The organism is Mesorhizobium sp. Cs1299R1N1, assembly GCF_037179655.1.
Classification (GTDB): domain Bacteria; phylum Pseudomonadota; class Alphaproteobacteria; order Rhizobiales; family Rhizobiaceae; genus Mesorhizobium; species Mesorhizobium salmacidum.
Window position 1 is genome coordinate 61,474 of the sequence record NZ_JAPYKR010000011.1, and the last position, 24,614, is coordinate 86,087.

A 24,614-nucleotide genomic window follows, 5' to 3' on the forward strand; every position below is an offset into this window, starting at 1 on the left:
CAAAACTTACCTCCCTGCTCGTCAGCCGCTCAATTGTACCCAAGTGGACGACAATAAGGTCTCGGTTTGTCGAATTTGACGCTTACGTATGATTCTCGGTTCTTGACACGCCGGCCAACGCAGTTCCTGGTCGCAAGGCCGATACCGAACCGGACGATTGCAGGATGGCAAAATGCGCCATTAGGGGCTACCATTGAGGAGTCCTGGCATACGGAGTCACGGCTCCCTCGCCACGCCTGTAAACGCTTGAGGCTCCACACTAGAGCCGTTGCACCGTGACGTCCTTGAATTCTGCAGTCGCAGCCGTCAGGCGACGGCCCGCGCCAATGCACATCGCGACCAGAGGTCGGAGAGTGCGCCGACCAGATGGTCAATATCGGCGTCGGTGTGCAGGGGCGACGGCGTGATCCGAAGCCGCTCGCTTTTCCTCGGCACCGTGGGGTAATTGATCGGCTGGACGTAAATGCGATAGCTATCCAGCATGGTATCGCTGATCCATTTGCATTTCACGGGGTCGCCCACCATCACCGGCACGATGTGGCTGAGGTTCGGCAGATACGGGATCCCGATTCTCTCCAGACGACCGCGCACGCTGGCGACCCGGTCGCGATGCAGCTCACGCTCCGCATTGCTCGCCTTGAGATGACGTACGGCCGCAAGCGCTCCCGCCGCGACATGCGGCGGCAGCGAGGTCGTGAAGATGAGTCCAGAAGCAAAGCTGCGGATGAAGTCGCAGAGCGCGGCCGAGCCTGCGATATAGCCGCCGACCACGCCGAAAGCCTTGCCGAGCGTCCCCTCTATGATGGTAATGCGGTCCATCAGCCCCTCACGTTCGGCTAAACCGCCACCGCGCGGCCCATACATGCCGACCGCGTGCACCTCGTCGAGATAGGTCAGGGCGCCATGCTTGTCGGCGACGTCGCATATCTCCTTGATCGGCGCAATGTCGCCATCCATGGAGTAGACGCTCTCGAAGGCGACGATCTTCGGTGCCTCGCGGCCATATTCCGACAATAGCCGGTCGAGGTCCTTCGGGTCGTTATGCCTCCAGATCCGCTTCTCCACCTTCGAATGGCGGATACCCTCAATTATCGAGGCATGGTTCTTCTGGTCGGAAAAGATAACGGCACCCGGAAGGTGAGCGCCCAGCGTGCCGAGCGTGGCCCAGTTCGAGACATAGCCCGAGGTGAACAACAGCGCTGCCTGCTTGCCGTGCAGATCGGCAAGCTCATGCTCGAGCAGCACGTGATAGTGGTTGGTGCCGGAAATGTTGCGCGTGCCGCCCGCGCCCGCGCCGCAACGGTCGAGCGCTTCGTGCATGGCGGCGATCACCGGCGAATGCTGGCCCATGCCCAGATAGTCGTTCGAGCACCAGACCGTCACTTCGCTTCGAGTGCCATTTGCATACCGGATCGCCCGCGGAAAGTCGCCCTTTCTGCGCTCCAGATCAGCAAAGACCCGATAACGTCCCTCGTTGTGAAGGCTATCGAGCTTCGCGGCGAAAAATGCTTCAATATCCATGCATGCTCCTCGGCGCCCGGCCTTAGGCTTGGACTCCGACTTTCTATCGGGTCAGCACGGCGCGACCGCCTAGATAGGGAATCGAAGGGCGCGCCAATGCCGGCCCCACACAGTGGCGTGGTGTCTTGGCGGGGTTCTCAAGAGTCACTATTGCCTAAGTGATGCTTGCGCGCTTTGTCGGTGTTGCGGCGCCTTGCCCAATCTTGCCCTGAATGATTAGGCCGGATCCGGCGACGACAAATGCAACAGGCAACAATGCTGATAAAATCGTCTGTGTCACGCTTCGGGCTGTCTACCGAGGGCCACGCATCGTTTTGGATGTGGCTGCCGACTTGCCCCTGAACATGGTTAGGCCGATCACCGTTTAGAGCAGCATGAGCGGGAACACGAAGAGCCCTCTCCCAGAACATAAAAGCAACGCTCGAATGAGGGGCAGCCGCCTGTTCGATCGTGATCAAGAACGGAATCATGTAGGGCCAAAACGAGATCGCCAACGTGCCGAACGCAGCCACGAATATGAGAGCGACCATGGGGAATGGAAGCGTCTTCACGCCGATAAACGCTGGCGGCGAGTGCGATCGCAGCGAGCGCGCCGGCGGTGGTCTGTTCGGTGCAGGCGAAGGAACATCCCATGGCCGCACAGCGGTCCTGGTTGTCGATGGTCGGCTGAGCATCATGTTGACGAGCAAGCCGAGCTTCACTCACGACCCGGCGGCATTTGCCAGCCAGTGCATTGACGTCGCGAGTCAGGATTTCCTCGTCGTGAAGCGCGGTTCTGGCCTGAACAGGATCCATTGTGCATGGCAGATCCATAAACACACCGGCCGCTTAGCGATCGTTGGAATATTGCCAGGGACGTCAGCCGCAAGCGGCTTCCTTCAGCCGCGCCAGACGAGCGCGGCAGATTCTTCAACGAGCTTGTGCAATTCGAAGGTGCGCTCGCCGAGCTAAGCAAGGGCCTCTTCACCGATCGCGTAATGCTTGGAGTACCGCGCTTTGACATAGGCCTGATTCAGTGTGTTGAACCACGCGCGTTAGCGCTGCTGGTCGCCTGGCCATACTTCGGAAAGGCGCCGGTCCTGTTCTTCCGCCAAGGCGCGCAGGAAAGACAGTTTGTGTGAAGGTGGGCTGTAATTGGTCAGAACCAGTAGTAGCGTCGCGTAGCAGTGCTCGATCGCTTGCCGCCGCCGCTGTCGGCTCGGCTTGGAATTATATCACCAACTCCGCCATCACCTGGCGCGTCCGGTAATCGCCGGAAACGCAAAGCCGTTATCTGACCGAAATTTAAGTCGCGCAGGTTGCCCTACTGAACGAAGGACGGGCGTCGACATCTCGGACCTGCTCAAGAGCCACGTCGAGACGACAGAGAAACAGTTCCGATCGCACGCCGGCGCGTTGGCCCGATTGGTTTCGGCTTTTGAACGGCCCTCCGGACCGACGCCGGGGAACGAAAAGAGACTAGAGGAGGATGATCCGATGGCCCAAACCATCAAACGTGACGCATTGCTTACCGGCCGGCTCGAACTTATCGGGCAGTTTTCGGGGATCGTCTTCGACCAATACCGCAAAGGCACACCACTCACGGCAAGGCGGCGCAAGTCATCCCAGGCCCAAGCGGGTAGCTTTCTCTCGTCCGAACGAACTCACTTTGGAAGCGACCGTAGCATTGGGAGCCTCCATTTGCGGAATGGTGACGATATGACAGCGGTTAACGACTCCAATTCTGCAACTGAAAAAGGGTTCGAGAGGACCAGGGTAAGCTGGAGCGATAGTACATCCCGGTGCGACGGGCCAGCGAGCACTGGTCCAGAGCAAAGTGCGCCGCACGATCCGAACCTGCTCCAAACCCCCGAACTTAATTCGTTTAACATCAGGCTCCGTGCATGCCGCAGCTTTCTGCTCACACCTGCCTCGCGCCCCGATCTCTTCTCGGTGGCTGGTCGTGCTGGCGGCGATGCTCTCATCCTCGATCTCGAGTCCACCGTCGCCCCGGTGGACAAGCAGCGAGCGCGTGAGGCTGCGCTGGCGTTCTTGCGCCAGCCAACCGAGACGGACTTGGTGCGCATCCTGCGAATCAACAGTCCACGCTCCGCGGAAGGACTTCGTGACCTGCTCGCGGTCCACGAAGCAGAAGGCAGTCCCGACGCAATCATCATCCCAAAGTGCCGGTCCGCGGATGAAGTCCGGATGGTGGCCGACATATTGGACCGCTCGCAGTCCGGAATCGGCATTATCCCGATGGTCGAACTTGCACGAGCAGTCTTCGTTGCCAACCTCATGGCGGAAGCCGATAGACGAGTTTGCGGGGTCTTCCTCGGCGGCGGCGACCTGGCGGCCGACCTCGGCGCCGAGGGTTCTTGGGAGAACCTGCTGTTTGCACGATCTCAGCTAGTGGCGGCCGCAGCCACAACTGGCATCGCCTCGATCGACGCGCCGTACTTCAAGAGCGACAGTGAGGGCCTTCACCGCGAAGCGGTAGCGAGTCGAAGGCTCGGGATGACCGGCAAGGCCGCTCTCCATGCAGAGCAGCTGGCCGCGATTGACGCCGTCTTCACACCATCACAGGACGCCGTAGCCGATGCTCGTTCGGTCATCGCCGCTGGCGCGTCGGCCGGCACTGACCTGCCCGTCTTGAACGGTCACGTCTTAGAGCCGGCAATGATCCGAGAGGCGATGCGGGTGCTGACTATCACAGACCGACTGCGCAGCAGCTCAGGTGCGACGGCATGTTAAACACCATCGCCGTGACGCTTGTGCCCGTAGCCTTTGTGATCTTTCTCGGATATCGCGCGGCGCGCCTGAAGTTCTTCGGAGGCGCCGACCGAGCAATGCTGACCCGGCTCGTGCTGACCTGGCTCCTGCCGCCTCTGCTTCTGGCCGGAATCTTACAGACGCCCCGCTCAGACCTCATGGACTACAGGATACCCTTGCTGTTCGTGGTGGGGCTTACGGTTCCCTATCTCGCCATCCTGCTCGGCAGCCTGTTTGTCCTTCGCTACGACTTGCGCACGTCGACACTGAGGGCGAGCCTTCTCGCCTTCCCCGATATGGTATTCATGGGCGTTCCGGTCCTCGGGCAGTTATTCGGCCCTTCAAGCCTCTACCCAATTCTCATCGCGAACCTGGTCCCATCGCTGATCATCGTTCCGCTTACCACCGTGCTCCTCGAAATCGGCTCCAACAGCGGCAAGAGCGCTGGGGCTCGTAGATTCTTCATCACGCTGGTGAAAGCGATACGTGAGCCGAGAGTCTGGGTCCCATTCATCGGCATCGTGCTGATGCTCCTTGACTTGCATATCCCGGCATTCGCCATCGACTCGCTTAAACTCATAGGCAATTCCACCACGGGGATTTCTCTTTTTCTTGCCGGGCTCATCATCGCCGAGGAAAAGGTCGAGCTAACAAAGGCAGTGGCCATCGACTGCCTGGTCAAGAACCTCGTTCATCCTGTCGCGATGTTCGCGGCCGTCCTGGCATTGGGGATCACCGGCGTCGTCGCGCGGGAGGCAATCCTGCTCGCGGCACTGCCCTCGGCGGTTATTACAACCATGTTCGCCGAAGAGCACCATGTTCTCGAGTCAGAATCCTCGACCACCATTCTCGCAACGAGGGTGCTCGCCTTCGCAACGATCCCGCTCATGATCGTAGCGACACAACACCTGATGATATCGTGAGAGGGGGTCAGCTATGAACGCTGCAGATGATTTCTATGATTTCCATAGTGTGCGGCCGGACGAGGCGCCGCACGAGATGGAGGATGTAAAGCGGCTCCTCGCTGCCAATGACCTGGAACTGGACAGCCAAATCGAGATTTTCGTTGTCTGCAGACACCAAGGGACCGTCGTCGCCTGCGCCGGTCTTGACCACTGCACAATAAAGTGTGTCGCAGTCGCCGAACATCTACGCGGCGAGGCGCTCAGCCTGCGGCTGGGCAGCGAAGTCGTCAGCCTGGCGGCAGAGAGAGGGCAATTCCACCTCTTCCTCTACTCCCCACCGCATAACCAAACCCTATTCCGAGGCTGGGGCTTCTACCCCCTGGTCGAGGTTCCCCGGCAGATCGTGCTGATGGAGAATAGTACTGTCGCAATTCAAAGATATTGCGACAGGCTGCGTGAGCAACGCCGGCCGGGCGTCACGATCGGCGGCATCGTCCTGAACGCGAACCCGTTCACGCTTGGCCATCGCTATCTGGTTGAGCAGGCGGCGGCCGCTTGCGACTGGATCCATCTCTTCCTCGTCAGGGAAGATGCATCGTCAATCTCCTATGCCGATCGCTTCGCCCTCGTTGCGGCGGGCGTAAAGGATATCGACAACCTGACGCTGCATCAGGGCTCCGACTACATAATCTCGCGCGCCACCTTCCCGGGCTACTTTCTGAAGGATAAAGCGCTCGTCGATCATAGCTGGGCCGCTATCGATCTACTTCTGTTCCGGGAATACATCGCACCGGCCCTTGGCATCACCCACCGCTACGTGGGCACTGAGCCGTTCGACCTGGTCACGAACAGCTACAACACTGAGATGAGACAGTGGCTGCAGCAACCAGCCTCGCCGGCTCCGCCGATCAAGGTGATCGAGGTGCCCAGAATATCGATCCATGGGACCCCGGTCTCAGCGACCGAGGTCCGAAGATTGCTCGCGCGCGGGAATTTCAAGGCTATCGAGGAACTGGTGCCAGCCACAACCATGAAGTTCCTGGAGCAAGACTATCCGCAAGTTGTTCAAGGGGCATGATGAAAGGTCGAAATTCAATGAAGATTGTCAAGGAAGCTATAGCCGGCACGTTGGAATCTAGTGATCTGCTGGTCAAGGTTGCGCCAAGCGATACACGTGAAATCGTGATCAAAAGCGAAGTATTCAAGCAGTTCGGCAAGCAGATCGCGCGTGTCGTTGCCGAGACCCTGGATCAACTTTCTGTGAAGGCCGGCTCCGTGGTGATCGAAGACAAGGGCGCGCTGGACTGTGTCATCCGGGCACGGGTTCAGGCCGCGACATTGCGTGGCTCCGGGTCCGAGGACCTGGATTGGCGGAGGCTGTCATGAAATTGCGTCGCAGCATGCTCTTCGTCCCCGGCGACAATGCCGCGATGCTGAGCACCTCATTCATCTACAAACCCGATTCGATCATGTTCGATCTCGAAGACGCGGTTTCACCACGCGAGAAGGATTCGGCGCGGTTGCTCGTCTTTCAGGCGCTCCAGCACCCCGTGTATCGGGATATCGAGACGGTTGTGCGCATCAACAGCCTCAGTACGGAGTTCGGCAGGAAGGATCTAGAGGCCGCCATCAGAGGCGGCGCCAACGTGGTGCGGCTACCCAAGACAGAAAGCCCAGAGGCGATCCGTGAGCTCGAGACACACGTGACGCGGATTGAAATCGCGTGCGGACGCCCTGTCGGAGACACAAAGCTGATGGCAGCGATCGAATCCGCCTCGGGTGTTGTCAATGCCGTGGCGATCGCAACTGCATCGCCGCGGATGATTGCGATCGCCATGGCCGGGTTCGACTACCTCGTCGACATGCACACGCACCGCAGCGACGACTGGCAGCCCGAGCTGTTCTATGCGCGAGCTGCGGTCCTGCACGCCGCGCGAGCGGCGCATATCGACGCCTTCGATGTCGTCTATGGCAATGTGAACGATGACGAGGGTTTCAAGCGCGAGGTCAAAATCGCCAAGCAGCTCGGCTTCAACGGAAAATCGCTGATTCACCCGAAGCAAGTTTACCTTCTTCACAGGGCATACGCGCCGACGCAGGACGAAGTCGATCACGCCAGACGCGTGATTGCAGCGGCAGAGGAAGCGCTCAGCAAGGGAATGGGGGTCGTCTCACTCGATGGCAAGATGATCGACCCACCAGTACTCAAAGAGGCTGAAATGACATTGCAGCTGGCCGAAGCGGCCTGAAACAAACACTTCGATTGAGGACGACACTTATGACCAGTTCGCTCACGCCACTGCAATCGCCGGATTCCGTACTTGGCCAGTCGCAGCCTTTCACGGGAGCGACGGCCCAGACCCCTTATCTCGATGCCGTCGAGACGAAATGGCACCGCAAACTTTGCCGATCGCTTGAGGAAGCCATCGAGCGATCGGGGCTCAAGGACGGGATGACCATCTCATTCCATCACGCCTTTCGAGAGGGCGACAAAGTCGTCAACAGGGTCGTCGACACTCTGGCGCGGCTCGGCTTCAAGAACCTTACGCTCGCGTCGAGCTCCCTGCTCGGCTGCCACGATCCTCTCGTCGACCACGTCAAGAGCGGTGTCATCACTGAAATCTATACTTCGGGCATGCGCGGCAAGCTCGCGGAAGCCATTTCGAACGGCCTGATGGCGCGGCCCGTACAGGTCCACTCGCATGGCGGCCGTGTCCACTTGCTGCAGACGGGAGAATTGCAAATCGACGTGGCTTTCCTGGCAGTAGCCTGTTGCGACGAGTTCGGAAACGCCAATGGAACTCATGGCAGGCTGAATTGCGGTTCGCTTGGCTACGCGAAGGTCGATGCGCAATTCGCTCGCCAGGTCGTAGTGTTGACAGAAGAAGTGGTCGACTTCCCGAACCACCCGGCCAGCATTTCGCAGGATCGCGTCGACTGGATCGTCAAGCTCGACGAAGTAGGTGACCCGTCGAAGATCAGCGCAGGCGCCGCGCGGGTCACGAACAATGCACGCGAATTGCTGATTGCCCGGAATGCAACGGACGTGATCGAGCACTCGGGTTATTTCGTTGATGGCTTCTCAATGCAAACCGGTTCGGGAGCGGCGGCCACTGCTGCTACCCGGTTCCTGGAGGAGCGCATGACGCGCAGGGGAATCAAAGCAAGCTTCGCGTTGGGCGGCGTTACTGGTGGCATTGCGGATCTGCACAAGAAGGGTCTGATCAAGACCGTCGTCGATGTGCAGTCATTCGACCAGGATGCCGCGGAGTCGCTGCGTACCTCGAGCGGACATCTGGAGATCTCGGCAAACGAATATGCGAATCCCACCTCCAAGGCGGCATACGTCGATCGCGTGAACATAGTAATCTTAAGTGCTTTGGAGATCGATCTTGATTTCAACGTCAACGTGATCACCGGTTCCGACGGCGTCATGCGAGGCGCATCTGGCGGGCATTGCGACGTGGCAGCGGCGGCCGACTTGACGATCATTGTGGCCCCTTTGGTGCGCAGCCGGATTCCCACAGTTGTTCGACGTGTCACGACAAGGCTGACCCCTGGCGAATCGGTCGATGTTGTCGTGACGGATCAGGGCATCGCGGTAAACCGGAACCGCCCCGAAGTCGAACAGCGCCTCCGCGAAGCCCGGTTGCCGGTCATGACAATCGAAGAGTTGCACCAGCGGGCAGTGACACTGACCGGAGAGCCCGAACCGCTCGAATTCACCGACCGCATCGTCGGCGTAGTCCGTTATCGCGACGGCAGCGTCATCGATGTCGTGCGGCAGGTGAAGGGCTGATCATGGATTCCCATGCCGAAATGATCGGTGAGACCAGTATCAGCCTCGAGCAGATGCTGGTCGCAAGGGAGCAGCGGGTTGCGCGCCAAGCCGTTGCTCTCGCGCGATTCGGCAGACCGTTAATTTCAGTGACGGTCGTGATCCCTGGTCCGATCAAGGATGGCCAACTACCGCGACATTTGATGACCCAAGCGCTTCGAGAATTGGATGACGTCGCGTTCAGGCGGGGCTGGAGCGTCCTGTCGCACGAAGTCCTGTGGCAGGAGACCGGCCCGGAGGCGCTCTACGTCATTGACACGGACACATGGACCCTCAAATCGGCTGCCATCGAGCTTGAAGACCGCCACCCCATCGGGCGCCTGTGGGATCTGGATGTCATCGCTCCCGGGACGGGTTCACTATCCCGCCGAAGCCTTGGCTTTCCTCCGCGCCCCTGCCTCGTCTGCCCACAACCGGCGCACGTCTGCGGCCGCTCGCGCAGGCACCCGCTGGAAGAGCTGTTGAGCACGTTGAGAAAGATCGTCCATGAATATGATCTACGGACAGCCATATAGCAGGCCGTCGCGCGCTTCGCAGGACAAAGCGCAACAGACAATTGGCGCCGGCGCGATTGCGGGCTATGTCAACAGGGCATTGCTCACAGAGGTGATGCTTACCCCCAAGCCCGGGCTGGTCGACGCGCGTAATTGCGGCGCTCACTACGACATGGACATAAATACGTTCCTGGCGAGCGCGCGGGCTATTGCTCCCTGGTGGCCGCGCTTCCTGGAGATGGGCCATGAATCCGCTGGAATCGCTGCTCATCTCTCGCTGCCGCTGGTGCGGCCCATCGGACTCCAGTGCGAACAAGCGATGCTGCAGGCGACACACGGCATCAACACGCATAAGGGCGCCATATTTTCCTTCGGCTTGCTCTGTTTCGCCGCCGGTCGGCTTTTGACGAATGGGTTCGATTTGACTCGAGAGAGCATGTGCGCCGAGGTGGCAGGCATTTGCTCCGGACTCGTTGATCGGGAGCTTAGGGGCACACTGGAGGCGGGTACGGCGGGTGAAAGGGCGTTCCGTCGCTTCGGCTTCCCCGGTGCCAGAGGAGAGGCAGCGTCTGGTTTCGCGACAGTGCGCACGACGGCGTTGCCAGTGTACGACGGCTTACGGTTCGACGGTGTAAGCGAAGAAGTGGCGCTCCTACAGGCGCTATTACATCTGTTGGCCGTCAACGACGATACCAACCTCGTTTCCCGAGGCGGTCTTGCTGGCCTTGGCTACGTCCGCACATACGCCACAAAGCTTCTGCAGGCGGGCGGCGCCTTGGCACCGGATGGTGCTGCGAAAATGGCAGCCTTCGATGACGCGCTGATCAGGCGCCATCTCAGCCCAGGCGGCACCGCAGATCTGCTAGGCCTCACATGGTTCATCGCGCAGTTTCCCGCTGTTAACGAAGACGCACGGATCTGACTCGCTTTCGAGAACCTGCGTCTGACATCACCGAGATTAACGGCATTCCCGGCGGGGCGTGGTCTCGACCCATTTTAGCATTGAATTGAAGATGCTGCAGGGGGCAAGGCGCGTCCTGGCTAGCTTGTTTCAGTTAGCGCAACATCGTCACAGGCGCGGCAAGAACGACGAAGCCAGCGGGTCATCGCATCCACTAATGTTGGGCCCTCGCCGATCCACAATAGGAGATCCGGCACTGAGACGGCAGCAGGCTGGAGCCGCTGCTACGGCCGGAACGCGTCAGGTAAGGAAATCCAAATGGCAAAAACGGTGGCGGATCAGTTCGCGGAAATCCTCGCCGCCGCGGGTGTCAGGCGCATCTACGGCATCGTCGGGGACAGCCTGAACGGTCTGACCGACGCCATCCGACAACAAGGCAAGATCGAGTGGATCCACGTCCGGCACGAAGAAGTTGCCGCTTTTGCCGCCGGCGCCGAGGCGCATCTGACGGGCGAGCTCGCCGTATGTGCGGGAAGCTGCGGACCCGGCAACCTACACCTCATCAATGGTCTGTTCGATTGTCACCGCTCGCGCGTCCCTGTTCTTGGAATCGCCGCCCAGATCCCCTCGGGCGAAATCGGCAGCGGCTATTTTCAAGAGACCCGTCCACAGGCGCTCTTCCAGGAATGCAGCCACTATTGCGAGTCGGTCTCCGGGCCCAACCAAATGCCACGGGCTCTCGAGATCGCCATCCGCCAGGCCGTCGGCAAACGCGGCGTTTCGGTGCTCGTTTTACCGGGCGATGTCGCCCTGCAGACCGCTGCTGAAGCGCCGGTCAAACTAGGCGGGCTGCTCCCACCCGCGCCGCTGGTAACGCCCTCGCCGAAGGACCTCGATCGTTTGGCAGCGCTCCTCAACGGTGATGGCCGTGTGACGATCTTATGTGGCTCGGGATGTCAGGGCGCTCACGACGAGCTGCTGGCGCTAGGCGAGCGCCTCAAGGCACCGATGGTCCATGCGCTCCGCGGCAAGGAGCATGTCGAGTGGGACAATCCTTACGACGTCGGCATGACCGGGTTGATCGGCTTCTCCTCCGGCTATCATGCAATGCGCGCCTGTGATGTCCTGCTCATGCTGGGGACCGATTTTCCCTACCGCCAATTCTACCCGGATGGTGGTGGCGCCCGCATTGCTCAGGTCGATCTGCGGGCAGAGAACATCGGCCGTCGCGCTGCAGTCGACCTCGGCGTTGTGGGAGACGTCCGTACCACCATCACCGCCTTGCTGCCGCTGCTGACGGAGAAGCGCGACGATACGCACCTTACCCAGGCACGACAGCACTACGTCAGGACGCGCAAGGCACTCGACGGTCTCGCGATCGGCACGCCCGGAAAGCGGCTCATTCATCCGCAGCAGATCGCTCAGGCGATCAGCGACCAGGCCAGTAAGGACGCTGTCTTTACCTGTGACGTCGGTCTCCCGACGGTGTGGGCCGCGCGTTACCTCACCATGAACGGAAAGCGGCGGCTGCTCGGCTCTTTCTGGCATGGCTCGATGGCGAATGCGATGGCGCAGGGGATCGGTGCCCAGGCCGCATTTCCCGATCGGCAGGTGATCTCGCTGTCCGGCGACGGTGGCTTCGCTATGTTGATGGGCGACTTTCTGACGCTGGCGCAGCATCGTCTTCCCGTGAAGGTGGTGGTGTTCAACAACGGCGCATTGGGCTTTATCGAAATCGAGCAAAAATCCACCGGCTTCCTCGATTTCGGCACAGAGCTGAAGAATCCGAACTTCGCCGCAATGGCCGAAGCTGTCGGTATCCGCGGGATTCGGCTCGAGGATCCGGCTGAGGTGGACGACGGAATCGCGGATGCCCTCGCCCACGACGGGCCGGTTCTGATCGATGCTGTGGTCAACCGGACCGAACTCGCAATACCGCCTTCCATAACCATGGAGATGGCGAAAGGGTTCACCCTCTACATGGTCAAGGCTGTGATTAGCGGCCGAGGCGACGAGGTCATCGACCTCGCGAAGACCAATGTATTGCGCTGAGATCGGCGATGGAGATTATGACCACCCTCTTCTCCCGGCTTCGGCTGACCTCATGGGTTTGTCAGCGAGACCGCGTATCGGTTATTGTTTTGATTGGTGCCTCGACACTCAGTGGCTGTGCTGAGGGCGTGCTCGATCCAAAAGGACCGATCGCCTCCGGTGAGCGGCAGATTCTGTTTAACTCGCTCGGCATCATGCTTGCCATCGTGATCCCGACGATCCTGGCCACGCTCGGCGTTGCGTTCTGGTTTCGCCACTCGAATACGCGAGCCCGCTACCTGCCGGATTTCACATATTCCGGTCGTCTCGAGATGCTGGTTTGGTCGATTCCAGCCATGACGGTGCTGCTGGTTGGCGGAGTCGCCTGGATCGGCTCACACGATCTCGACCCGCGCAAGCCAATTGCCGACACGATAAAACCCGTCACTATTCAGGTCGTCTCGCTCGACTGGAAATGGCTGTTCATCTACCCTGACCAAGGCATTGCTAGCGTCAATCAGCTGACAATTCCGGTCGGCACGCCGCTCAGCTTTGAGCTGACCTCGTCAGGCGTCATGAACAGCTTCTTCGTACCGCAGCTGGGCGGCCAGATCTACACGATGGCAGGCATGACGACGCGTCTTCACCTCCAGGCTGACCGTCCTGGAATGTACCGAGGACTGTCGGCCCAGTTCAGCGGCGATGGTTTTGCCGATATGCGCTTCAACGTTGAGGCGGTGCCTGCCGAAAACTTTGAGCAATGGGTGACCGCAACTCGCAATACTGGTCCGGTGCTCGACACAGAGGCTTATGCCGGTCTCGCCAAGCCCAGCATAGCGGTTGCGCCTTTCAGCTATCGCGAGGTCGCTCCCAATCTGTTCAAAAGCATCTTGAGCACCAGACTACAGCCGGATGATCCATCGGATCACTCCCAGGCGGTTGAACAAAGGGCGCAAAAATGAATCTTCTTGGCAAGCTGAGCTGGGATGCGATCCCGTTCGACCAGCCGATCGTCATGGGCGCGTCGGCGGTCATGGGCTTAGCCGTGCTGGTCGTCCTCTCCTGGGTCACGTTGAAGGGGCATTGGCCTTACCTGTGGCGTGAGTGGATCACATCCGTTGACCACAAGCGTATCGGAGTCATGTACTTCCTGTTGGCGCTGGTCATGCTGCTCCGCGGATTCTCCGATGCAATCATGATGCGGGGGCAGCAAGCCGTCGCGGCTGGCGGCGCGCAAGGATATTTGCCGCCGGAGCATTTCGACCAGATCTTCTCGGCGCACGGCACCATAATGATCTTCTTCGTGGCCATGCCGCTCGTAATCGGCCTCATGAACTTTGTCTTGCCACTGCAGCTCGGTGTCCGCGATGTGGCCTTCCCGACGTTGAATTCTGTTAGCTTCTGGTTGACGGCTTCAGGCGTCCTGTTGATCAACATCTCCCTGGTGGTCGGCGAGTTTGCCAAGACAGGGTGGGTCGCTTATCCGCCGCTCAGCGAGCTGCAGTTCTCGCCCGGCGTCGGTGTCGACTACTATCTTTGGGCGCTGCAGATCTCCGGCATCGGCACGTTGCTGACGGGAATAAATTTCGTCACCACAATTCTCAAGATGCGCGCTCCGGGAATGGGTTACATGCGCATGCCGGTTTTCTGCTGGACCTCGCTTGCGGCGAACCTGCTCATTGTCGCAGCATTTCCGGTTCTGACCGCGACCTTCGCGATGCTCCTGCTCGACCGCTATCTCGGCTTTCATTTCTTCACGGTCGATGGGCAGGGCAACTCGATGATGTATGTCAATCTGTTCTGGGTGTGGGGTCACCCGGAGGTCTACATCCTCATCCTGCCGGTGTTCGGCGTCTTTTCGGAAGTTATCGCTACTTTTTCAGGCAAGCCGCTGTTCGGCTACCGTTCGATGGTGGCAGCTACCATGGCGATCTGCGTCCTCTCCTTCCTGGTATGGCTGCATCACTTCTTCACAATGGGCGCCAGCGCAGACGTCAACGGCTTCTTCGGGGTCATGACCATGATCATCGCGGTGCCGACGGGCGTCAAAATCTTCAACTGGCTGTTCACTATGTGGGGCGGGCGCATCCGGTTCACGGTGCCTGTGCTGTGGACTATCGGTTTCATGGTGACGTTCGTCATCGGCGGGATGACCGGCGTTTTGATGGCCGTGCCCCCCGCCAATTTTCAGCTGCACAACAGCCTCTTCCTCGTCGCGCATTTCCACAACGTGATCATTGGCGGCACCGTATTCGGGGCGATGGCAGGCTACAATTATTGGTTCCCGAAGGCGTTCGGCTTCAAGCTCGACGAACGCTGGGGCGAGGCCTCGTTCTGGTGCTGGCTGGTGGGGTTTTATATCGCATTCATGCCGCTTTATGCGTTGGGGCTGATGGGTATGACCCGGCGCATGCAACATTACGACGATCTGAACTGGCAACCCTGGCTGTTGCTGGCGGCAGCCGGTGCTGTCGTCATTCTGGCGGGCATTGTCTGCCAGATCATCCAGCTCATCGTCTCGATCCACAACCGCGAGCAGCTACGCGACGCAACGGGCGACCCGTGGAACGGCCGCACGCTCGAATGGTCCACTGCCTCGCCGCCACCGGCCTGGAACTTTGCAATTCTGCCGCATGTCGACGGGGCCGACGCATACTGGGCCCTCAAGGAAGGGAAGCCCGCAAATCAGGATCAACCGGCGCGGCCGCGCAAGTACGAACCGATCGAGATGCCGAAGAACAGCCCGACAGGCTTCGTCACCGCATTCTTTGCTGTCGTCACCGGCTTCGCGTTGATCTGGCACATCTGGTGGATGGTCAGCCTGGGGCTGTTCGGCGCATTCTTGACGGTGCTCCTTTTCGCCTTTCGCAATGACGAGGAAATGGAAGTACCGGCCGAGCAGATTGCGCGGTTTGATCGGACTCACCAGCTGGAGGTTGTGGTATGAACCTCACCGTCGCTGTTGGCGAAGTCGATCGCCCGTCACTGCCGAGCACAAGCCAAGCCGGACCGGCTCCGAAGCGGATCGTCGTTGCCTACGGTTTCTGGATCTTCCTCCTTAGCGACGTCGTGATGTTCGCAGCGCTCTTTGCCGCTTACGCTGTGCTCGCGACCGCCACTGCGGGCGGCCCGACGGGCGCCGAGCTGTTCAATCAAGTCGACGTCGCGATCGAAACCGCTTGCCTTCTTGCATCGAGCTACACGTGTGGATTGATGTCGATGGCAGTCGGCTCGCGACGCCGCGGGGCCACTTATCTGACTGCAGCGCTCACATTCGCCCTGGGCGCCGCTTTTCTCGTTTTCGAGCTGAGCGAGTTCACCGGTATGATCGCGCGTGGAGCGACCCCGCAACGCAGCGCGTTTCTCTCAGCATTCTTCACCCTTGTCGGCTGTCACGGGCTGCACGTCAGCGCCGGTCTGATCTGGCTGTCTGTGATGATGGCGCAGCTCGCGGTCAAAGGCTTTCGCCCCACGGTGGAGCGCCGGCTGCAGTGCTTCTCCCTGTTCTGGCATGCACTCGACATTATCTGGGTTGGGCTGTTCATTGTCGTCTATTTGATGGGAATCCGCTCATGACGGAAATACGCTTCGATCGCGCGCCCGGAGACAGGTCAGTCTTACCTGAAAAGGAAGAGAAGGCATCGGCCGGCGTGCTCGTCTACACCATTGGATTGATTGTCGCGGCGGTCCTCACGTCCATTTCCTTCTGGGTCGCCAACACCTCGCTGCTCTGGGCACCCGGGATCCCTCTCGGTCTCGCCGTCCTTGGCATCGCTCAAATGGGAGTTCACCTGGTCTTCTTCCTGCACATTACGACGGGGCCGGACAACACGAATAACGTGCTGGCGCTTGCGTTCGGCGTACTCATCGTAATCCTAGTCGTCGCCGGCTCGCTGTGGATCATGGCCAACTTGAACAACAACATGATCCCTCCGCGCGAACTGATGGACTTGCACATGCAACGCTGAACTATCGCATGCTGCGCCGACCAGCTGAGAGCTGCACGCCGCCTATCTGAAAGGCCTCACCCCGGCACACGTTGTCGCCAACACTCACCGAAGCGGAGCGTCTCACATCAGCGATGCCCGGCGGCGGCGACCGCTCACGTCCCCTCTTTCGAGAGTAACCCGGTACACATCACATCGGAGCAATCAAATGACCGCGCGCGCATCGATCCAGATTGAGGTGCCTACCACGGAACATCCCACCGGCCGCAGCTTGCTGCGCAATCCCCGCCTCAACAAAGGGACCGCATTCTCCGAGGCAGAGCGGGGAGCTTTGGGACTGGAGGGTCTGCTGCCGCCCGCGGTGAGCACGATCGCTTTGCAGGTCGCTCGCCTGCATGAAGAGATCGCCGCTCTCGACGACGATTTGCAGAAGTATTTGGTGTTGTCGGATCTGCAGACGCGCAACGAGACGCTCTATTACGCGCTCCTGATGTCGGACCCGGCCACCTACATGCCGCTTGTCTATACGCCGACAGTCGGCGAGGCTTGCCAGAAGTTCGGTCACATATTCCGCGCGCCGCGCGGTATATATCTGCCAATCAGTGCGCGCGGTCGGCTGAAAGAGCTGCTTGCCAATTGGCCGGAAAAGGATGTGCGCTTCATAGTTGTCACCGATGGCGAGCGCATCCTCGGACTTGGCGATCTTGGCGCCGGCGGTATGGGCATTCCGATCGGCAAACTGACGCTCTACACCGCGTGCGCAGGAGTGCCGCCGCAACACTGTCTGCCAGTCGTCCTCGATGTCGGCACCAACAATCACGAACTCCTGGAGGACCCGCTGTATCTCGGCTTGCGTCGTGAGCGAATCCGGGGCGCGGAGTATGCGGCCTTCATCGACGAATTCGTCGATGCTGTGCAGGCGTGTTATCCCAGATGCTGTATCCAATGGGAAGACTTCGCAAACTTCAACGCTGTTCCCATTCTCGAGCGGTACCGCGACCGGATCTGCACTTTCAACGACGACATCCAGGGTACCGCAGGTGTCGCGCTGGCCGGCATCTACGCAGCGCTGCGCATCTCAGGGCAGCGGCTCTCCGAGCAAAGATTCCTGTTCCTCGGCGCAGGCTCGGCGGCGACCGGCATTGCCGAACTGATCAGCCTCGCGATGGCGAGCGAGGGCACGGAGCTCACGGCGGCGCGGGGCCGCAACGCCCTGTTCGATGTCAATGGCCTGCTGGTGAAATCGCGCACTGATCTGACCCACTTTCAGCAGCGGTTCGCCCTGGATCATGCGCCGGTAGCGACTTTCGTCGAGGCGGTAAAGGCGCTCAGGCCAACGGGCATCATCGGCGTCAGCACCACGCCGAACCTGTTTGATCAGCAGGTCATCGAGGCCATGGCCGAGATCAACGAACGGCCGATCGTCTTTCCCTACTCCAACCCGACTTCGCGCTCCGAGTGCACCGCCGCGGAGGCCTATGGCTGGTCGCAAGGTCGGGCAGTCTTCGCGAGCGGCAGCCCGTTCCCACCAGTCGAGATCGACGGGCGGCGCTTTGTGCCGGGACAGGGCAACAATGTCTACATCTTCCCGGCCATCGGCTTAGCGGTCTTTGCCACCGACGCCACCCGGGTGACCGAGGACATGTTCATCATCGCCGCCAAGGCTGTGGCGGAGCAGGTTGGTGAGGAGCACCTCGCGACCGGACTGATCTATCCGCCGCAGAGCCGCATTCTCGAGGCATCGCTCCATGTCGCCGAGCGGATCGCCGCCTACATTTTCGACCAGGGCTTGGCAAAGGTGCCGCGCCCGAACGATATCGGTGCGCTGATCAGTGCTTGCGCTTACCGACCAATCTATTCGGATGAAGCCGGCTAAGATCGCTTTCCCAAACCGATGCATGCGGATCAGGCATGAGCGAGCGCGCAACTGTACATTCTGGAGAGGGGTCGTCGGCAGTCTGCGCTGAACCGGGCGTAGCCGCGTCGCATTCAGGCAGTGTTGATACGGGTGTGATAAAGGGGGCCGCGATCGTGGACTGGGTCGACGAGTCGGCCGGTAGTAAACCGTTGCTGTTTGCGCTCAGCCTGATCGCAGGCAGCGTGGACGTCATCGGCTTTCTCGGACTTGGCGGCCTATTCATAGCCCACATTACCGGAAATCTCGTTGTTCTTGCCGCCAGGCTTGTCGGCGACGGTCAAGCGCCGGTGGCTCATTTGATCTCGGTTCCGGTGTTCGTGCTCGTAGTTACCCTGGTGAAACTTCTTGTGACTGGATTGGAGCGTATGCGGATCCCCTCTCTGCTGCCTCTGCTCCTGCTGCAGTTCGCCCTTCTTTCTGCTTTCCTTGCCACCTGTATCGAGAACGGACCGCATGTGGATCCTGATTCAGCGAACATGGTTGTCGCGGGCATGCTGGGCGTCTCGGCCATGGCTGTTCAAAACGCTCTTGTGCAGCTCTTGAAGGGAGCGCCTTCCACTGCGGTCATGACAACCAACATAACGCGTTTCGTGGCGGATCTCAGCGAGGCGCTGCTTGGAAGCAGTACCGGCGATCGGATCAACGCAAGAAAGCGGGCGCAGCGCGCGGGACTGGTGATTGCCGGCTTCTTCATCGGATGCGCAATCGGTGCGGCCTGCGAACAAGCATTCGGCCTGTGGTCCATCCTGCTGCCGGCAAGCGGCGCGCTTATCGCTGTCGTGCTGGGGACAGGCCCACGCGGCCGGCCCAAGACGATTGTTGATAAAAGAACGTTCGACGGGCGACAATAGCGGCTCAATATGTCCACCAAGCAAACTGAATTTCGCATTCAACCTTCAGTTCTACAAGAACAAGGATGGTCGGCAGGATGCGCCCTGCGATGACCATAGGTTGGCAGCGGCCGACGAACAGTTCCGACTGGCCTGACCGTTGTCGGCAATCTCTTTGCGCAAGAGCAAGCCAATCGCAGCAGTAGCGATCAAGCCAGTTTCCGCTTGGAGCCTTAGCTACTGAACAGGTGCTGTTCCGGCCCACGGGTGGAGTATCGGTTTCCACTCCGGCATACCGAACAGCGACAGTCGATCACGAAGAAGTTCCCCTCGCCTTGGCGCGACGCCGGGCGATGCCCTCGTTGAACAACAGGAGATTCCATGCAACGGACGTCCTTGATCATCGTTGCCCTCTTGTTCAGCTGCAGCGCAAGTTATTCGCAAACGATGAACACACAGGCATTAGGAGCGACCTCCGCGCTCGGCATCCCGGGGTCCAGCGGCTCGGGTACGTCCAGCACCGGCATTCCTCTGGGTGCAACCGAGATTGATCCAGGGGGGATGAGCACAGCAATCGGCACAACCTGTTCGACCTTCGACGGAGGCGGACTCACAACGCCCGCCCCTATGGCCGCAGCCTCGGATTGCACGTCCTCGCCCAACTTATCTTCGCGTGGCACTGCGTCGCCTCTGTCAACTCCGGGTTCGAGCACAAGTTCTGCACTGAATGGCAGCACAATCCCGCTGAGCTCGACTGAATTGAGCAATGCCGGCGTGAGCCCAATAATCACGATTCAGGCGCCGAGCACCGAGAGCAATACAATCGGCAGCACTGCGATGGGAGTCCCCTCGTCCAGCAGTGGGGCGCCGTGCAGTGGCCCGAGCAGCGGGAGCAGTTTCAACTCGGCCTCCGGGTCGACGAGCACAGCCGGATCTCTTCCCGGGTGCTACTAAAGCGGGGCTTTTATGCGCAAAAGATTCATGGTGCTCATCACGGCGATAGCTGTCATTGGCGGCGCCGGGCCGGCGGTGTGGTACGTCAGCGATACGACCCCACCGGCCCAAGCCGCCCTCCCACCTCCGGCCGTTCCAGTGGTTGCCGGAACAGTTGAGAGCAGCAACGTGCCCGTCTATCTGCACGGGATGGGCACAGTCGTCGCCTACAACAATGTGATTGTCCAAAGCCAAATCACCGGACAGATCATCAAGATCGCCTTTATCCAGGGACAGACAGTGAAGAAGGGCGATCTTCTGGCCGAGATCGACCCGCGGCCTTATCAGGCACAGCTTGACCAGGCGATCGCGACCCGCGACCGCGATCAGGCGCAGCTCCTCAATGCCCGCGCCGATCTAAACCGCTATACTGCCCTGCAGCAGAAGGGGTTCGCCACCACGCAGCTGGTGGCAACCCAGAATGCCCAATTAAGCCAACTGCAGGCGCAGGTGAAATACGACGAAGGCGTTATCGCCCAGGCGCGAACGAACCTGAGCTATACGAGGCTGACGGCTCCGATTGACGGGGTGACGGGCGTTCGTCAGGTCGACGAAGGGAATATCATCACTCCGTCCAGCGCGAACGGTCTTGTCGATATCGCACAGATCCAGCCGGCCTCCCTGTTTTTCTTCCTGCCGCAGACCGACTTCGTTCAGATCCAGCAGCAAATGGCCACGGGACCGCTGACAGTCCTCGCATACAGTCAAGACGACAAGGTCAAGCTTGATACAGGCAAGCTCGATCTCATTGACAATCAAATCGTCCAGACCACCGGAACGATTCGACTGCGTGCCAGCTTCCCCAATGCCAAGCGCACACTGTGGCCCGGCGAACTCCTCAATGTTCGACTGCTTCTCGAGACCCGCCAAGGCGGCCTGACGATCGCCGGTTCGGCCGTGCAGCAAGGGCCGCAAGGATCGTTTGTATGGGTCATCGGCTCCGACGGAACAGTCCAGACGCGTCCAGTCGAGGTCGCGGAGATTGACGAGGGCATAGCCCTGATAAATTCCGGGCTTCAGGCTGGCGAGAAGGTCGTCGTGGACGGCCAGTATCGACTGCAGCCGGGTGCCTCCATCCAGGCACTGACTGGACAGGCCGCTCGCGGCGCTCAGTTGCAGAGCTCTATCGAGCAGGAAATCCCATGAATGTTTCGGCATTTTTCATCCGCCGCCCGATCGCGACGGCGCTGCTGATGCTGGCAGTGCTGCTGCTGGGGCTCGCGGCCTACCCGCTTCTGCCCGTGGCAGCCCTGCCGAACGTGAACTTCCCGACCATTCAGATCCAGGCGCAGCTTGCAGGCGCCGATCCGCAGACGATGGCATCCTCGGTCGCGACCCCACTCGAACAGCAGCTCTCGCTTATTCCGGGCGTCACGCAGCTAAGTTCTGTGAGTGGGCTCGGTACCACACAGCTCACGGTTCAGTTCGATCTGAGCCGTGACGTCGATAGTGCTGCCGCCGACGTGCTCGCAGCCATCAACGCCGCAAGCCCGTATTTGCCCCAAGGCATGACCTACCCTCCCACGATCCGCAAGGTGAACCCGGCCGATACGCCTATCCTGGTCCTCGCCCTCACCTCCAAATCGGTCCCGCTCACTACAGTAGATGCGTATGTCGAAGGTATCCTTGTCCCCAAGCTCTCGCAAATCGCCGGCGTCGGACAGGTCGGGATCGGCGGCCAGCAAAAACCTACCGTCCGTGTTCAGGTCGACCCGCAAGCGCTCGCCAATCGCGGCATAAGCATGGAAGATGTACGCACCATACTCGGCCAGGCGAATGTCGATCAGCCGAAGGGCACTCTCAACGGTCCGAAACAGAGTTATACGCTCAACACCAACGATCAAATCGTAAAACCAGACCAGTACCAAAACCTGATCATAGCTTACCGAAACGGCTCACCGGTTCGCATTAGCGACGTCGGCAATGTGACAGCGGGGCCGGAAAACGTCTTCAACGCGGGCTGGTACAATGACCAGCGCGCGGTTTTCCTCACGATCCTGCGCCAGCCTGGCGCCAACGTGATCGACACGGTCGATCGCGTCAAGGCGTTGTTGCCGCAGCTTCAAGCCTCAATCCCACCGGCGATCAAGCTCGATGTGCTTTCGGATCGAACTCAAACCATCCGCGCTTCCGTTAAGGACGTTCAGTTCACATTGATTCTCACGATTGCGCTCGTGATCATGGTCATCTTCATCTTCCTGCGTAATGTCTGGGCGACTGTCATTCCGGCCGTGACAGTGCCGCTCTCGCTCGTAGGAACATTCGCCGCACTGTACGCACTGGGTTACAATCTCGACAATCTGTCGCTCATGGCGCTCTCAATTGCTGTCGGCTTCGTGGTTGATGACGCCGTTGTCGTGATCGAGAACATCACACGTCACCTGGAGGAGGGTCTTTCTCCGATGGAGGCCGCCCTCAAAGGCTCCGCCGAAATTGGCTTCACGATCGTATCAATAACGCTTTCGCTAATTGCGGTCTTCATTCCACTGTTCCTCATGGGTGGCTATATCGGCAAGCTGTTTCAGGAGTTTGCCATCACGGTCAGCGTCTCGCTCGTGCTGTCACTTCTGGTCTCGTTGACGCTGACCCCCATGATGTGTGCCCGCCTCCTGAAGCGTCCGGCCGAGACGCACGGGCGCCTTTATATGTTCTTCGAGCGCGGCTTCGATGGCTTACTTGGCGCGTATGAGCGGGCTCTTCGTGTAGCCCTGAAGCACCGGTTCATCACACTGCTGGTAATGCTCGGCACGATCGGGCTCACCGGCTACCTTTACTCTGTCGTTCCTAAGGGCTTCTTCCCGCAACAGGATACCGGAATGATAACCGGGATCGCGGAAGCAGCGCCGGATGTCTCATCTCAGGCGATGAGCGCGCGCATACAGGCAGCCATCCATGTGGTGATCGCGGATCCGGCAGTCGCTTCGGTCGGGTCCAGCATCGGGCCTTCCGGTGCGACTTCCACCCTTAATCAAGGCCGCCTCTTCATCGCCCTGAAACCGCGCGAGCAGCGCGATGCTTCCGCCGACCAGGTGATCAATCGCCTGCAAGCGTCATTGGCTAAAATCGAGGGCATCAGGCTGTACATGCAAGCAGCGCAAGATATCACCGTTGGGGCGCGTGTCGCCAAAACGCAATATCAGTACTCGCTGACGGATGCAGATTCCAACGGGCTGGATCACTGGTCGGCCTTCTTCCTCGAAAAGCTGCAAAAGCTGCCCTTGATCTCGGACGTGGCAACAGACCAGGAAAGTGGCGGGCCGCGGCTCAATGTGACCGTCAACCGCGAAGTCGCATCGAGCTTCGGCATCCTGCCTGGGACGGTCGACAACATTCTGGACGATGCCTTCGGCCAGCGAATTGTCTCGACCATCTACACGCCGCTGAACCAATACCACGTCGTGCTCGAGGTCGACCCGCGCTTCCAAACCGGCCCCGAGGCGCTCAGCGACATCTATACACCCTCATCTGCCGGGCAGCAGGTACCACTCGACACCCTGGTCAAGAATGCAGTCACGACGGCGCCGAGTGTGGTCAACCATCAGGGCCTGTTCCCCTCGACTACGATCTCGTTCAACCTGAAACCGGGCGTGGCACTCGGCGACGCGGTCAACGCCATTCACCAAATCGAGCAGACAAGCGGGAAGCCGGCGTCGCTCACGACCACTTTCCAAGGTAATGCGAACGCCTTCACGTCAGCCCTGTCGGGAGAAGTGATGCTGGTCGTGGTAGCGCTTGTGGTCATTTATATTATCCTCGGCGTTCTCTACGAGAGTCTGATTCATCCCATCACCATTTTGTCGACGCTGCCGTCGGCCGGCATCGGTGCGCTTCTGTTGCTGATGGTCGCGCAGAGACCGCTCGACGTAATAGGCATGATCGGCATCATCCTGCTCATCGGCATCGTCAAGAAGAACGGCATCATGCTCGTCGACTTCGCACTCGAGCGCGAACGCATGGAGGGACTGAGCCCGGAGGAATCAATCTATCAAGCGTGCCGGCTACGGTTCCGTCCTATCCTCATGACTACTGTTGCGGCGCTCCTCGGCGGCCTCCCGCTGATGCTCGGCACCGGCGTTGGATCTGAACTCCGCCAGCCGCTCGGCTACACTATCGTCGGCGGCCTGCTGCTTTCTCAGCTGTTGACGCTCTTTACCACGCCGATCGTCTACCTCTACCTCGACCAACTCAGCGGGTTGGTGCGGCGCCGGCGCCAGCCGGCGAAAGAGAAGTATCCCGATGTGGTCGAGGCGTAGAATTCGCGTGAGCGTTTCTTGCTCAACATCGGATCCAATCAGGAGGCTCCGACCGACCAAACTCAAGACATCGATTGCAGCCGGTGGACCATATATCTCAGCCAAAGAACTCGGAAAAACCGAGTCCTTCTTGGCCAAGACGACTGCAGTCCACAGTTGAACATCGTCAGAAGGTCGGAAATGCCTAACTCTCCATATCGGCGGCAATATCGGACAAGCATTGTCCTCCCGC

Annotated in this window: 20 protein-coding genes and 1 pseudogene; 18 read left to right on the plus strand and 3 right to left on the minus strand. The window is 59.8% G+C overall.

Going from position 1 to position 24,614, the window contains the following annotated elements:
* Window positions 1-306 precede the first annotated feature (306 nt).
* The gene (hemA, locus tag O7A70_RS23410; protein WP_337128006.1) at window positions 307-1,521 is read right to left on the minus strand and encodes a 5-aminolevulinate synthase; all 1,215 of its coding nucleotides are present in this window, start codon (window positions 1,519-1,521) and stop codon (window positions 307-309) included.
* Window positions 1,522-2,049: 528 nt separating this feature from the next.
* On the opposite strand from hemA, the gene O7A70_RS34215 reads away from it, so the two are divergent.
* Window positions 2,050-2,472, plus strand: coding sequence for an MlrC C-terminal domain-containing protein (locus O7A70_RS34215; protein ID WP_442921203.1), 423 nt, complete (start codon window positions 2,050-2,052; stop codon window positions 2,470-2,472).
* A gap of 2 nt (window positions 2,473-2,474) precedes the next feature.
* Here the strand turns inward: O7A70_RS34215 and O7A70_RS23420 are convergent.
* Window positions 2,475-2,702: pseudogene (locus O7A70_RS23420) on the minus strand (HEPN domain-containing protein); the annotation flags it as partial.
* A 295-nt stretch (window positions 2,703-2,997) separates the two neighbouring features.
* Between O7A70_RS23420 and O7A70_RS23425 the strand changes: the two are divergent.
* The 15 genes from O7A70_RS23425 to O7A70_RS23495 all read left to right on the plus strand — a co-directional run bounded on the left by O7A70_RS23425 (window position 2,998) and on the right by O7A70_RS23495 (window position 19,157).
* Window positions 2,998-4,254: an HpcH/HpaI aldolase/citrate lyase family protein gene (locus O7A70_RS23425; RefSeq protein WP_337142541.1), complete on the plus strand. Its 1,257-nt coding sequence runs from the start codon at window positions 2,998-3,000 to the stop codon at window positions 4,252-4,254.
* Window positions 4,248-5,195, plus strand: a complete 948-nt coding sequence (locus O7A70_RS23430) for an AEC family transporter (RefSeq protein WP_337142542.1) — start codon at window positions 4,248-4,250, stop codon at window positions 5,193-5,195. Before O7A70_RS23425 ends, O7A70_RS23430 begins: the two co-directional genes overlap by 7 nt.
* A gap of 13 nt (window positions 5,196-5,208) precedes the next feature.
* Window positions 5,209-6,255 carry a [citrate (pro-3S)-lyase] ligase gene (gene citC, locus O7A70_RS23435; protein ID WP_337142543.1) on the plus strand — a complete coding sequence of 349 codons (1,047 nt, stop codon included), beginning with the start codon at window positions 5,209-5,211 and terminating at the stop codon, window positions 6,253-6,255.
* A gap of 17 nt (window positions 6,256-6,272) precedes the next feature.
* On the plus strand, window positions 6,273-6,563 hold the full coding sequence (citD, locus tag O7A70_RS23440; protein WP_337092129.1) for a citrate lyase acyl carrier protein: 291 nt from the start codon (window positions 6,273-6,275) through the stop codon (window positions 6,561-6,563).
* Entirely contained in the window at window positions 6,560-7,426 is an 867-nt protein-coding gene (locus O7A70_RS23445; protein ID WP_337142544.1) for an aldolase/citrate lyase family protein, read from the plus strand. Before citD ends, O7A70_RS23445 begins: the two co-directional genes overlap by 4 nt.
* 29 nt (window positions 7,427-7,455) lie before the next feature.
* Window positions 7,456-8,976 (plus strand): citrate lyase subunit alpha, encoded by a 1,521-nt coding sequence (gene citF, locus O7A70_RS23450; protein WP_337142545.1) that lies wholly within the window; start codon window positions 7,456-7,458, stop codon window positions 8,974-8,976.
* 2 nt (window positions 8,977-8,978) lie between these two features.
* Entirely contained in the window at window positions 8,979-9,530 is a 552-nt protein-coding gene (gene citX, locus O7A70_RS23455) for a citrate lyase holo-[acyl-carrier protein] synthase (RefSeq protein WP_337142546.1), read from the plus strand.
* Window positions 9,502-10,431, plus strand: a complete 930-nt coding sequence (citG, locus tag O7A70_RS23460) for a triphosphoribosyl-dephospho-CoA synthase CitG (RefSeq protein ID WP_337142547.1) — start codon at window positions 9,502-9,504, stop codon at window positions 10,429-10,431. The genes citX and citG overlap by 29 nt, the downstream gene beginning before the upstream one ends.
* 297 nt (window positions 10,432-10,728) lie before the next feature.
* Entirely contained in the window at window positions 10,729-12,462 is a 1,734-nt protein-coding gene (gene poxB, locus O7A70_RS23465; RefSeq protein ID WP_337142548.1) for a ubiquinone-dependent pyruvate dehydrogenase, read from the plus strand.
* A gap of 8 nt (window positions 12,463-12,470) precedes the next feature.
* Window positions 12,471-13,403: a ubiquinol oxidase subunit II gene (gene cyoA / locus O7A70_RS23470; RefSeq protein WP_337142549.1), complete on the plus strand. Its 933-nt coding sequence runs from the start codon at window positions 12,471-12,473 to the stop codon at window positions 13,401-13,403.
* Entirely contained in the window at window positions 13,400-15,388 is a 1,989-nt protein-coding gene (gene cyoB, locus O7A70_RS23475) for a cytochrome o ubiquinol oxidase subunit I (RefSeq protein ID WP_337142550.1), read from the plus strand. The genes cyoA and cyoB overlap by 4 nt, the downstream gene beginning before the upstream one ends.
* The gene (gene cyoC / locus O7A70_RS23480; RefSeq protein ID WP_337142551.1) at window positions 15,385-16,017 is read left to right on the plus strand and encodes a cytochrome o ubiquinol oxidase subunit III; all 633 of its coding nucleotides are present in this window, start codon (window positions 15,385-15,387) and stop codon (window positions 16,015-16,017) included. The genes cyoB and cyoC overlap by 4 nt, the downstream gene beginning before the upstream one ends.
* Window positions 16,014-16,409 carry a cytochrome o ubiquinol oxidase subunit IV gene (gene cyoD, locus O7A70_RS23485; RefSeq protein WP_337142552.1) on the plus strand — a complete coding sequence of 132 codons (396 nt, stop codon included), beginning with the start codon at window positions 16,014-16,016 and terminating at the stop codon, window positions 16,407-16,409. Before cyoC ends, cyoD begins: the two co-directional genes overlap by 4 nt.
* Window positions 16,410-16,596: 187 nt before the next feature.
* Window positions 16,597-18,264 (plus strand): NAD-dependent malic enzyme, encoded by a 1,668-nt coding sequence (locus O7A70_RS23490; RefSeq protein WP_337142553.1) that lies wholly within the window; start codon window positions 16,597-16,599, stop codon window positions 18,262-18,264.
* A 155-nt stretch (window positions 18,265-18,419) separates the two neighbouring features.
* Complete coding sequence (locus O7A70_RS23495) at window positions 18,420-19,157, plus strand: YoaK family protein (protein ID WP_337142554.1); 738 nt, start codon at window positions 18,420-18,422, stop codon at window positions 19,155-19,157.
* 773 nt (window positions 19,158-19,930) lie between these two features.
* On the opposite strand, the gene O7A70_RS23500 is transcribed toward O7A70_RS23495, so the two are convergent.
* A complete protein-coding gene (locus O7A70_RS23500; protein WP_337127991.1) occupies window positions 19,931-20,062 on the minus strand; it encodes a hypothetical protein in 132 nt (43 codons plus the stop codon).
* Window positions 20,063-20,117: 55 nt separating this feature from the next.
* On the opposite strand from O7A70_RS23500, the gene O7A70_RS23505 reads away from it, so the two are divergent.
* The gene (locus tag O7A70_RS23505) at window positions 20,118-21,275 is read left to right on the plus strand and encodes an efflux RND transporter periplasmic adaptor subunit (RefSeq protein ID WP_337142555.1); all 1,158 of its coding nucleotides are present in this window, start codon (window positions 20,118-20,120) and stop codon (window positions 21,273-21,275) included.
* The gene (locus tag O7A70_RS23510) at window positions 21,272-24,382 is read left to right on the plus strand and encodes an efflux RND transporter permease subunit (protein WP_337142556.1); all 3,111 of its coding nucleotides are present in this window, start codon (window positions 21,272-21,274) and stop codon (window positions 24,380-24,382) included. The genes O7A70_RS23505 and O7A70_RS23510 overlap by 4 nt, the downstream gene beginning before the upstream one ends.
* The last annotated feature ends 232 nt before the right edge of the window (window positions 24,383-24,614 follow it).